We start from the raw sequence: 12,641 nt of genomic DNA on the forward strand, positions 1-12,641 counted from the left end.
ATCCCTATGTATCAAAACTTAAACATTTATAATTTTGCATCATCGTATGGCAATAAACAGACTTTCTAAAAGTATATAAAAAAAGGAGTCCTCCACTATTTGAAGACTCCTTTTAAAACGTTAATTATTGAACTGTTCCTGCATTTTTATCATGTTTACCATGTACATAATAATCCATATATTCTGGTTTCATTGGATCATTGCCTAAAATAATATCTGCAGCTTTTTCCGCAATCATTAAGACAGGCGCATGAATATTACCGTTTGTTGTTGTAGGCATGACTGATGCATCAACAACACGTAAGTTTTCCATGCCATGTACTTTCATTGTTAATGGGTCTACAACAGCCATTGGGTCTGAAGCAGGTCCCATTTTCGCACTACATGAAGGGTGTAATGCTGTTTCAGCGTCGCGGCGTACCCAATCTAAAATTTCTTCATCTGTTTGAACTTCTGGTCCTGGAGAAATTTCTCCATCGTTATACGGTGCAAGTGCAGGTTGAGATAAGATATTACGTGCAACACGAATAGCTTCTACCCATTCACGTTTATCTTCTTCTGTTGAAAGATAGTTGAACACAAAGTCAGGATGTTCAAATGGGTCTGTTGATTTAATCTTCAAGCTGCCGCGAGAGTTAGAATACATTGGTCCAACGTGTACTTGGAAACCATGTTTTGTTTCTGCTTTCTCGCCATCATAACGTACCGCTAACGGTAAGAAGTGGAACATCAAGTTTGGATACTTCACATCATCGTTTGAACGTACGAATCCGCCACCTTCAAAGTGGTTCGTTGCAGCTGGGCCTGTACGGCTGAAGATCCATTGTAAACCGATAAATGGCATTTTTAATGGATTTAAACTTGGTTGTTCTGACACAGGTTGAGATGCTGCGTGTTGAATGTACACTTCTAAGTGGTCTTCGAAGTTTTCACCGACACCAGGTAAGTGAATACGTGGTTCAATACCTAATGATTTCAAGTGTTCAGAATCACCGATACCTGATAATTGAAGTAATTGTGGTGTATTGAAGGCACCACCTGATAAGATGACTTCTTTTGCGGTAACCGTATGCAATTTACCATTACGTTTAAATGTCACGCCTGTAACCTTATTACCTTCAAAGTTTAATTTCGTCACAAACGCACGTGTTTTAACATGTAAATTTTTACGTTTCATTACTGGATGTAAGTAAGCGCGTGAAGCTGATACACGACGGCCATTATGAACTTGGCTGTCGAAAGGTCCGAAACCTTCTTGACGGAAACCGTTCACATCAGGTGTTTTATTGTAGCCTGCTTGCACACCTGCATCAAAGAACGCTTGGAATAATGGGTTTTTCGCTGGTCCACGTTTTAATTTAATCGGACCATGATGACCACGATATTCGTCATCTTGTTCTGCACCGAATGTTGTTTCTAAACGTTTGAAGTATGGTAAGCAATGTGCGTAATCCCAAGTTTCCATACCTTTTGGTGAACCCCATTTTTCATAGTCCATCGGGTTACCACGCTGATAAATCATACCGTTGATTGAACTTGAACCGCCTAATACCTTACCGCGTGCGTGTGCAACTTGGCGACCGCCCATATGTGGTTCGTTGTTTGTCGCATAAATCCAGTCGTAGAAACGATTTCCTGATGGATACATTAATGCTGCTGGCATTTGAATAAATAAATCCCAGAAATAGTCGCTGCGTCCTGCTTCTAATACTAATACCTCATTGTTCTTGTCTACACTTAAACGATTACCTAAAACTGAACCGGCACTGCCCCCGCCGATAATAATATAATCATAATCATAAGATTTACTCATTTATGTCTTCCTCCTATAGAAAATGGTTATGCTCGATTTATCTTAATTTGTCCAAAAAGAGAGCGAGAACAGAGAGGCGAAAATTATTTCACCTGTATTCTCGCTTTATTTAAAATACATTAGCCTTTAAACCAATTCACTGGTTCTGGATGATAGTTCGTTAAAATGTGTTTAGAAACTAAGTACTCTTCTAAACCTTCTTTACCTAATTCACGACCGATACCTGATTGTTTATAGCCGCCCCAAGGTGCTTGTGCGAAGTAAGGATGGAAATCATTAATCCAAACTGTACCCATACGTAATCGGCTTGCGACACGTTGCGCTTTGCCGATGTCTTTAGAGAACACTGCACCTGCTAAACCATAAATTGAATCGTTCGCTAAACGAATCGCATCCGCTTCATCTTCAAACCCTTCAACTGTCACAACAGGTCCGAATACTTCTTCTTGTACGATACGCATTGACGTATCACAATCTGTAATCACTGTCGGTTCAAAGAAGAAGCCATCTTTCAAGTCATCACGATCAGGACGTTTACCGCCTGTCGCAATCGTTGCGCCTTCTTCTTTCGCAACATCCATATAACCTTCAACTTTTGCTAAATGTTCCGCTGAGATTAATGGACCCACTTCAGTATCTTCATCAAACCCATTACCAAGACGAATATTTTTCACGCGTTTAATCAACGCTTCTTCGAACTTATCTTTAATTGAGTTTTGAACAATGATACGTGAACCTGCTGAACATACTTGACCTGCATGGAAATAGCCGCCGTTTAGCGCTTGATCAACTGCTAAATCAAAGTCAGCATCTTCAAAAATGACGTTAGGATTTTTACCGCCAAGTTCTAATGCGACATTTGTCACATGATTTGCTGCTTGTTTCATAATGTGTTTACCAGTTTGGATACCACCTGTAAATGACACTAAGTCTACTTCTGGTGAACCTGATAAAACATCACCTACAACTGAACCGGCACCTAATACTAAATTAATAACACCTTTAGGGAAACCGACTTCTTCCATCAATTCGAATACACGAATAGTTGTCAATGGTGTGATTTCACTAGGTTTCATCACTAATGAACAACCTGTAGCTAAGGCTGGCGCAATTTTCCATGATGCTTGTAGTAAAGGATAGTTCCAAGGTGTAATTTGTGTAACCACACCGACTGGTTCTTTCACAACTTTACTTTCTGTACCTGGAATTGGTGAATTAATCATTTCACCGCCGTCTTTATCAGCTAACCCCGCAAAATACATAAAGACGTTATGGATGTCATCCATATCTGCAAGTGATTCTTCGTACGTTTTACCAGTATCTAACGTTTCTAGTTTCGCAAGTTCTTCACGATTTTCTTTAATCTTGTCAGCAATTGCTCTGACTTTTTGTCCTTTGACTTCACTTGTTTCATTCGCATAGTCACCTTGATCAAAAGCACGTCTTGCTGCTTTTACTGCACGTTCTGCATCTTCAGCTGCTGCTTCTGATACTTCGAATATAACTTCTTGATTATAAGGATTGATTATTTCACGTGTGGCTTGGTTCGCACTGTCTATCCACTCACCATCAATGTATTGTTGGTGAGATAAACGCTTTACAAGTTCCATCATTTAGACCCCCGTTAACTTTGTTAAATTTTTATTTAACGAATTTTACAAAGTTTATGTTAGCATGAATAAAGAGAAAGTGTCAAACACACTTTTTATATAACACACTGCATAGCAAGTTAAAGATAATCCTGTACTTTGATATACTATTCATGATTCAACATTGGACGAATGCGGGAAATAACTCTAAAATGAATATAAATGTAGTGGACGGAGGTTTAAGTATGACAAGTTCAAATCAACATGAACAAGCCATCGAAGAAGCTAAAGATTTAGTGATTAACGCGATTGGCGAAACAATGGATTTGTACGGCATTAATCGTAGTGTCGGCAACCTTTACGGGACTATGGTATTTGAAGATAATATGACCTTGGATCAAATGCGCGAGAAGTTGCAGATGAGTAAGCCAAGTATGAGTACAGGCGTGAAACGTCTACAAGAGTATGACTTAGTAAAACAACAATTTACACGCGGCAGTCGTAAACAACACTTTGTTGCTGAGAAAGACTTCTTTGTATTCTTCAGACACTTCTTCGATGTGAAATTCAGTCGTGAAATAAACGTCAATATGGCTTCTCTTGATGAAGCAGAACAAATTATTCAACACGTTCTAGAATCAGATGATGTCGATGAGGCAACTTATGACTATGCACAACGCGTCAATGCACAACTCGAACATTCTCGTATCTATTACGAATGGCTTTCTCAAATTAATGAAGCCATCCGTACTGGCGAAATCTTTAAATATTTCCCAATTCCTGACCCGAAAGATGTATAATACACTTTCCATAACTTATCGATATAAAAATGGCACGCACTCCAGATTTGGAATGCGTGCCATTTTTTATTTCTACTTCATTTTCATTCATTTTTTATCTTTAAAAGTAATTCTACTTATAAATCGTTAAGATCTTTGTGCGTGTTGTTCCTCTTCACGTTCTTCCGCAATCTGATTAATCTTCAAGGAACGATGTTCTGCTTCTCTTAATCGTGCGGCACGTAATTGTAATTTAACGCGGTCTCTAGATAAGGTGATAATAAACGATATCATCATAAAGACGAAAATCACAATGAGCGGCACACTGGCTAGAATTGAAGCTGTCTTCAGAACATCCAGCGCACGTTGACCACCGACTAGCATTAATGAGAATGGTAATAAACATAACGCAAATGCCCAGAATAAACGGTTCGCGCGTAATGGTTCACCAATTACTTTCTTTTGAGATGCTGAAGCAAGAATATATGAACCTGAGTCGAACGTCGTTGCTAAGAATAAGAACGCTGAAATCAAGAATAGAACGACAATAATATTATGGAACGGTAGTTGGTGAATGACTTCAACAATGGCTGCTTCCGTACCATGTGCATTCAAGAATGATACAACATCGAATTGATGTGTAATTTGAAGATACACTGCATAGTTACCAAAGATACCAAAGAATAAGACACAACCTAATGTACCGTAAATAATCGTACCTAAGATGACTTCTTTTAACGTACGACCTTTAGAAATACGTGCGATAAAGAGTCCGATAAACGGCGCATAAACGATCCACCATGACCAATAGAAAATTGTCCATTGTTGCGGGAAGTTTGTTTCCTTACGTCCATCAATACCGCCAAATGGTTCTAACCATGTAGCCATTTGGAAGAAATTCTTTAACATATTCCCAAAGCCTGTAACTGTTGTTTCCATGATGAATACAGTTGGACCTACAATAAAGACAAATCCTAATAGAATAAATGACAACCAAACGTTCACGTCACTTAAACGTTGAATCCCTTTTTTCAGTCCTGTATAAGAGCTGACTGCGAAAATAACCGTAATTGTAATTAAAATCGCTGAACGTAACACCATACTTTGTCCATCAATACCTGTTAAACGTTCAATACCAGCTGAAATCATTGGCACACCTAATCCAAGTGATGTAGCTGCACCGCCAAGTAAACCGAAGATAAATAAGATATCGACAATTTTACCTGGTAATTTTTCAGTTTGTCCTTTTAAAATCGGTCGACAAGCCTGACTGATTTTATAAACTGGTTTTTTCTTCACGAAAACTAAGTAACCGATCGGTAAAGCTGGTAAAACATAAATTGCCCAAGCAATTGGACCCCAGTGGAACATACCATACATTGTGGCATATTCTAAGGCAGCATCTGTCATACCTTTCTCGCCATGTGGCGGTACTTGGAAATAGAAGGCCCATTCAATAACGCCCCAGTATAAAATATCTGAACCGATACCGGCACAGAACAGCATTGCTGCCCAAGTAAAGTTACCGAATTCCGGTTTATCACTTGCTCTCCCCAGAGTTACGTTTCCGTATTTGCCAAATGCTATGTACAGTACGAAACCTAAAACAATTAAGCCCAGTGATAAATAAACTGCACCTAGCGAATTGGATACTGCTTCGTTAATGTCAGTGATTACTTTTTGACTCGCTTTAGGAAATGCCATCATCGGAATGACAGCAATTAATAAAATAGCGACAGTACCATAAAACGTTGTCCAGTCCATAATTTGGGACTTTTTAGCTTTGTTTTGCTTTTTAGCTTTTTGCAATGTTTTTGCACTCCCTATATTGATTAATTGTCGTTGAAAACATAAAAATCAAATTCTACTTCTCTTTTTATTTTTCCAACTCCCCATTTCTTATGTTACATAAAGACATTAACGAATTATTTATAATAATGCAAATTCATACAGAAGAATATGTTGGCGAAAATGAATAAATATATATTTCAGATTAGTAATTCAAGCGTCCTAATCGCTTATATCCCTATGTTAAGTTTAAATTTAACGAATTGAACGAACTTAACCACCCATTTTTATGCATTAATATACATTTTATACGAATAAATATTTTTTTAGAAAAACTGAAAACATCCTCTAGAATCGTCAATTTTTAGTGATTTAAAATTACATTTATCAAAAGCTCTCATAAAAAAAATCCCCGACTTTAAACGTCAGGGATTTTAAATGAAAGTGCGAATCACTTCATTCATTTTTATGTGTATTATTTTTCAAATTATCTTTAGCTATTTTGTTTTGCGAAAGCTTTACCAATAGCTTCTAATTTATGCGGTGCGTCGTGCATTGCCATTTTCACTTCTACAAAGTGCATCATTTCTGGATAAGCTTTAATAGTTTCAAAGGCTTGTTTCAACTCTTCACTTGTTGAAACATCATGGATTTTCACATCATCTTTAGCGCCGAAGACTGCTGGTAAGGCTTTGTAGTCCCACATAAAGATGTCGTTATATGGTTCATTTTCACCATGAATCTTACGCTCTACTGTATAGCCATCATTATTGATGACAAACAATACTGGTTTTAATTTCTCACGAATCATTGTAGAAATACTTTGAACTGTTAATTGAAGTGAACCGTCACCGATTAATAATAAGTTACGACGATTTGGATCAGCAATTTGTGTACCTAATGTTGCTGGTAATGTGTAACCAATTGAGCCCCATAAAGGTTGACCAATAAACTTATTCGCTTGATATAACGCTAAGTCATATGCACCAAAGAATGATGTTCCTTGTTCGGCTAGAATCACATCATCAGGTGCGATAAAGTCTTGCATCATCTTGAAGTACGTTTCTTGTGTTAGTGGTTCATTCGTTAATTCATATTGACGCGCTTTTGGACGTTTATATTGAGGGTAATCTGCATCATTCACATAGTCCATCTCTAACAGACCTTCTAATAAATCTGGTAATGTCACATCTTGATCTTCTGTGTCATTCATTTTGAAATTGTGTTGATTCAACATCACGACATCATCAATATCAAATTCATATGAGAAACCTGCTGTGGCAGAGTCTGTTAATTTCGCACCAATATTTAAAATTGCATCACTGTTATCAACATAATTTCTAATATTTTCTTCTGCGATTGAGCCGTCATAAATACCCATATAGTAAGGATTTTCTTCATTGAAGGCACCTTTACCTAATGACAATTGCGCAACTGGAATGTGTGTTTGATTTACAAATTGTTCTAGTTTGTCATGCAGTTTGAAACTATTGATTTCATGTCCTGCAATAATTACAGGTTGAGACGCACTGTTTAATTTATTTTTAACCATCTCAATATAGTTTGAGACATCTTGTGCTTTAAATTCTGGTAATTGATAAGCATCTTTCACTTCAATTTCTGTCATTGCGACATCAATCGGTAAGTGTAAATGTACCGGTCTTTTCTCGGCTAATGCTTCATCGATTAGACGCGGAATTTCTTCTTGTGCATTTTCAGGTGTGATATAACCTTGTGCTGTTGTAATTTCTTTGAACATTTTGCGGTAGTTATCGAATTCACCTTCCCCAAGTGAGTGGTGAACATATTTACCTGCTTGTTCTACACTGCGTGTCGGTGCGCCTGTAATTGCAACTACTGGAATACGTTCTGCATAAGAACCTGCGATACCATTGACCGCTGATAATTCACCTACACCAAATGTAGTCACCATTGCGCTTAAACCATTCATGCGTGCATAACCGTCTGCCGCATAACTTGCGTTTAATTCATTTGTATTACCAATCCATTCAATATCATCACGGCTAATAATATCATCTAAGAAAGCTAAGTTGAAATCTCCAGGTACACCAAATACTTTATCTACGCCTGCAGTACTCAGGCAGTCCATTAAATACTCTCCAACACGTTTATTCATATTCATTCCACCTTTTTCTCTTTCTCTTATACAATTCTAGGATAACGCTTCCATATATATTAGGTCAAGTAAGTTGACTTAACTGAAATATCTGCAACCATATAAAAAAATACCGCCTTGAATGTTTCAAGACGGCACTCTACAGAGAGCGTATTCAAGGTTATTCCTTGAACTCCCCTTTTAAATATTTTACTTCTTGGAATCCTGGACGTTTACTTGCTAGTTCTTCCATCATCGCATTCCAATCATTTCCGACTTCAGCTTTAATACTTTGAAGTAAATCATTTTGTGCTTTATTGATTTCTGTAACCAATGCATGACCTTTATCAGTCGCAAAGAGTTCTTTGACTCTGCCATCTATTTTAGATTTTCTTTCGACAACTAAACCTTCATCTTTTAATTTTTTCAACGTTTGATGACTGCCTTGTTTAGAGATTTCCATACTTCTTAGTAAATCTCTGATGGTAATCCCAGGCACTTTATCGATAAAGAATAAGAAGCGATGGTGTTGGCGGCGCATTCCTTTCTTCTCAATAATTTCATCTGCAGTATGAATAAATGTTTTATAGGCAAAATAGAACAAGAGATGATCATAGTCGTTATTATGTGCAGTCATGGTTCACAGTCCTTTATTTCAAAATGTTGTTTTCTGATAATTAACTTTATTATAGCAAGTCTTATAACAGACCTAAAGCACTGATTTTTCTTTTAAGCTTAGTTCAATCAAATAGAAACTTGTGCAATTTGTCTTTATTCTTTGTACAATGACATCAATATAGAACAAAAGGGAGATGATCGAATGGTTCGATTTAAAACTGTTCAAATCACAGACTTAACTGACGAAGACTTACAAGCTATGGGGGCACAAGATCAACTAATTGATGTAAGAGAAGCTGATGAATATGAAGCTGGTCATATTGAAGATGCGTTAAATTATCCACTTTCAACGTTAAATACGAAATTTCCATTAGACCAAGGCAAAACGTATTACATTTATTGTCAAAAAGGCGGACGCAGTCAACAAGCCAGCCAAATGTTAAGTGACAGCGGTTTTGATGTGATTAATTTAAACGGCGGTTATGAAGCATATCTTTCTCAACAAGAAGCACAAGCACAACATCAAACTGCAAGTAAGCAGGAGCAGACCGAAGTCACTGCCTCTGAGAAAACAATTAAACCAGAACGCAAACAATTAAACTACAGTGGTTTACAATGTCCAGGTCCTATCGTGAATTTAAGCCAAGCCATCAAACAAATACAACCTGGCGAACAAGTTGAAGTGATTGTTACGGATTTAGGCTTTGCGAGTGATATACAAAGTTGGGCAAAACAAACGGGTCATCACTTAATTGATTTAAAAACAGATGATTCAAAAGTCACAGCTATCATCGAAAAAGGTGAAGCTTCTGATCAAGCTATGTCTGTCCACAAATCAAATAATGGCACAACGATTGTCTTATTCAGCGGTGAACTTGATAAAGCTTTAGCTGCTTTAATCATTGCGAATGGCGCACGTGCAGCAGGTCGTGAGGTTTCTATCTTCTTTACTTTCTGGGGATTGAACGCATTAAAACGTACAGATGCGCCTAAAGTGCAGAAAAAAGGATTAGAAAAACTCTTTGATTTCATGTTGCCAAAAGGTCCAGAAAGTATGCCGTTATCTAAAATGAATATGTTCGGTTTAGGACGCTTTATGATGAAACTCTTAATGAAACAAAAGAACGTCGATTCATTACCTGCTTTAATCGATAAAGCAATCGAAAATGATATAAAACTAATCGCATGTACTATGAGTATGGATGTCATGGGTATCAAACGTGAAGAATTGCGTGATGATGTCCAAATCGGCGGTGTTGGCACATATATCGGCGATACAGAACACGCCAAACATAATTTATTTATCTAAAGCATATAGATAATCCTCTGTCTTCAAATTAAGGCAGAGGATTTTTTACATCATCTTTAAATATCCTTCTTACTCTTCAAAAATTAATCGAACATTTGTTCGCTTTTTCTTTGAAAACGCGTTCGTAAAATGCTAAACTTAATTCATGAGTAAAGGTCGTTCTACTATATTGTGAGTACCTCACGTGCCTTGAACTGCAAGAAAGTGAGGTGATATGGATGGACATTATAATCCATGAACTCACGATTAACTTTTCTTCAATTGTGCAAGTGACACTTTTAGCAACAGCCATCAAGTTTATTATCAGCAAGAACGACAAAAAAGACTAGCTATGCAGCAACATAACTAGTCTCTCATTCGGTTCGTTTGGTAATCACAATTGTGCGTTGTGAGCCTTTACTCTAGCCTTCAGTCCTGTAAGACTGAGGGCTATTTTAATACAACTAAAGCTTACCAAATTTATAGCCCACTTTCAATTAAATTGCGGTTCATCTAAAACAAGATTCCATACAATACATCATGCTATTGATCAGTAGCTAATAATCGCAATGGCCCATTAAATACAATCTTAGAAATATATTGAATTAATGTATCTATATCCACACGCTGTTCGTCTTGAACCCAATATTTAATCACACTCAACATTGATCCACTGACATAACTATGGAAATACATCACAGGAATACCAGCTATATCTCCTTTTGGATTCATTCGTAATTTCATGTTCTCTAAAATCATTTCAGAGATTCGTTCCTCTATTTGACTTTGTCTTTCTATTGTTAAAATAACTTGATAAAACTCTAAATTATTATAAACATGAGTGATCACACTTCTTAACACTTGATTAGAAAAGACTTCATAGAACTTATCAATAGATTCAATTGTTTTCATACTTTCAAAAATACGTGTTTTATCATAAAGCACATTCGCATATTCATCTTCCATCTTTTCTAATAAATCATATTTATCTTCATAATGCAGATAAAAAGTTCCTCTATTAATATCTACGGCTTCTGTAATGTCATGAATAGTAATATGATCTAAGTCTTTTTGTTTAAGTAATTGAATAAAAGCCTTTTTAATCGCGCTTTGTGTTTTACGAACACGTCGGTCTACAGCCATAAATGAACACTTCCTTATTCTTTAATGAACAATTATCAACAATGTGTTGATTAACGAACACAATGCATTAAATTGGTCATTGCATCTATTTCATTACCAATTATAATAATCAAAGTAATGATAAATCAACACTATGTTCAATAAATCATAAGGAGTGAAAAAAATGAACATTTTAAAAAATAAACTACTTTGGATTGCGCCTATCGTATTAGTTTTAATTATGATGTTATTATCAGTCGCATTCTATCCAGCATATAACTCAAAACCAAAAGACTTGCCACTAGCGATTGTGAATTTAGATGAGGGCACATCTATTCAAAGTAAATCTATTAATATCGGCAAAAATTTAGAAGACCATTTACTAAAAAATAAATCAGAGGCCATTCAATGGAAAGCTGTATCCAGTGAGGATAAAGCTAGATCAGGATTATTCAACCAAAAATATTACGGAATCATTGTCTTAGAAAAGGATTTCTCAAAACACGCCTTAAGCAAAACACAAGCAACTGTTATGAAAGCAAAACAACAAGAAATGGAAGACAAAGTAAAATCTGGAGAGATTCCACCACAAGTTGCACAGCAAATGGCGGAAAAAATGAAACAATCTGGATTAGAACAAGTAAAACCACAAGCTGCACATTTAAAAACAATTGTAAGTGAAGGTTCTGGTTTACAAGGCTCTCAAATAGCAAACAAAGTTTTTAATGGGATCAGCACGAATTTAAACCAAAAAGTCATGAAACAAGGCTTAAACATTCTAAATAAACAAAATGTCTCTATTCCAGCTAAAGAGATTGAAAGTTTAATTCAACCTGTTGAAACCAAAGCAGTGTCTGTTGATAAGGTGAAAGATCACCAAGCCAATGGTAATGCGCCATTCTTAATGTTTATGCCAGTTTGGATGGGATCTATTGTCAGCTCAATTTTATTATTCTTTGCGTTTAGAACTAGTCATTTAATTCAACGTAGTCAGCGTGTTATTGCGGCATTGAGTCAAATTGTTGTGGCTGTCCTCACAGCGTTTATCGGAAGCTTTGGATACATTTACTTTATGTCAGGCGTTCAAGGTTTCCACTTTGACCATCCAAACCGTGTCGCATGCTTTGTGATGTTAGCATTCTTAGGTTTCATCGGTTTGATTTTAGGTACAATGACTTGGTTAGGCATGAAGAGCGTACCAATTTTCTTCTTATTGATGTTCTTCAGTATGCAATTGGTCACTACGCCAAAAGAAATGTTGCCTAAATTTTATCGCGACTATATCGCAGGTTGGAATCCATTCTCTAACTATGCGACAACCTTAAGACAAATTATTTATATGCATCATCCTATTGAACTTAACACTACCGTATGGATGTTCATCGGCTTTATGACTTTCGGTATTATTTCAGTGATTGTAGCTGCGTTTGTACGTAAACATTCAGATAAAAAAGCTGAAATCCCAGCTTAAAGATTATTCTCAAATACAAAAATCAATCCACCTTCAAACACGCTTGGCTTTGAAGGT

Annotated in this window: 9 protein-coding genes; 3 read left to right on the plus strand and 6 right to left on the minus strand. The window is 36.5% G+C overall.

Annotated elements, in window-relative coordinates; genetic code table 11:
- Positions 1-124: 124 nt before the first annotated feature.
- Positions 125-1,813 carry a choline dehydrogenase gene (gene betA / locus KRR19_RS04025; RefSeq protein ID WP_002480010.1) on the minus strand — a complete coding sequence of 563 codons (1,689 nt, stop codon included), beginning with the start codon at positions 1,811-1,813 and terminating at the stop codon, positions 125-127.
- A 119-nt stretch (positions 1,814-1,932) separates the two neighbouring features.
- On the minus strand, positions 1,933-3,423 hold the full coding sequence (gene betB, locus KRR19_RS04030; protein ID WP_037556091.1) for a betaine-aldehyde dehydrogenase: 1,491 nt from the start codon (positions 3,421-3,423) through the stop codon (positions 1,933-1,935).
- A gap of 224 nt (positions 3,424-3,647) precedes the next feature.
- On the opposite strand from betB, the gene cudC reads away from it, so the two are divergent.
- On the plus strand, positions 3,648-4,202 hold the full coding sequence (gene cudC / locus KRR19_RS04035) for a choline uptake/conversion transcriptional regulator CudC (protein ID WP_002480012.1): 555 nt from the start codon (positions 3,648-3,650) through the stop codon (positions 4,200-4,202).
- A 126-nt stretch (positions 4,203-4,328) separates the two neighbouring features.
- On the opposite strand, the gene KRR19_RS04040 is transcribed toward cudC, so the two are convergent.
- The 3 genes from KRR19_RS04040 to KRR19_RS04050 form a co-directional block, all read right to left on the minus strand.
- Positions 4,329-5,945, minus strand: coding sequence for a BCCT family transporter (locus KRR19_RS04040; RefSeq protein ID WP_031262674.1), 1,617 nt, complete (start codon positions 5,943-5,945; stop codon positions 4,329-4,331).
- A 517-nt stretch (positions 5,946-6,462) separates the two neighbouring features.
- The gene (locus KRR19_RS04045) at positions 6,463-8,106 is read right to left on the minus strand and encodes an alpha-keto acid decarboxylase family protein (protein WP_002480015.1); all 1,644 of its coding nucleotides are present in this window, start codon (positions 8,104-8,106) and stop codon (positions 6,463-6,465) included.
- A 160-nt stretch (positions 8,107-8,266) separates the two neighbouring features.
- Positions 8,267-8,722 carry a MarR family winged helix-turn-helix transcriptional regulator gene (locus KRR19_RS04050; protein WP_002480016.1) on the minus strand — a complete coding sequence of 152 codons (456 nt, stop codon included), beginning with the start codon at positions 8,720-8,722 and terminating at the stop codon, positions 8,267-8,269.
- A 183-nt stretch (positions 8,723-8,905) separates the two neighbouring features.
- On the opposite strand from KRR19_RS04050, the gene KRR19_RS04055 reads away from it, so the two are divergent.
- Positions 8,906-10,012, plus strand: a complete 1,107-nt coding sequence (locus tag KRR19_RS04055) for a DsrE/DsrF/DrsH-like family protein (RefSeq protein ID WP_002480017.1) — start codon at positions 8,906-8,908, stop codon at positions 10,010-10,012.
- A gap of 522 nt (positions 10,013-10,534) precedes the next feature.
- Here KRR19_RS04055 and KRR19_RS04060 read toward each other — a convergent pair.
- Positions 10,535-11,134 carry a TetR/AcrR family transcriptional regulator gene (locus KRR19_RS04060; RefSeq protein ID WP_216733452.1) on the minus strand — a complete coding sequence of 200 codons (600 nt, stop codon included), beginning with the start codon at positions 11,132-11,134 and terminating at the stop codon, positions 10,535-10,537.
- A gap of 163 nt (positions 11,135-11,297) precedes the next feature.
- Here KRR19_RS04060 and KRR19_RS04065 point away from each other — a divergent pair, with 163 nt between their 5' ends.
- A complete protein-coding gene (locus KRR19_RS04065) occupies positions 11,298-12,584 on the plus strand; it encodes a YhgE/Pip domain-containing protein (protein WP_002480019.1) in 1,287 nt (428 codons plus the stop codon).
- Positions 12,585-12,641: the final 57 nt, after the last annotated feature.

Source organism: Staphylococcus sp. CWZ226 (assembly GCF_018986355.1).
Taxonomy (GTDB): Bacteria; Bacillota; Bacilli; order Staphylococcales; family Staphylococcaceae; genus Staphylococcus; species Staphylococcus simulans.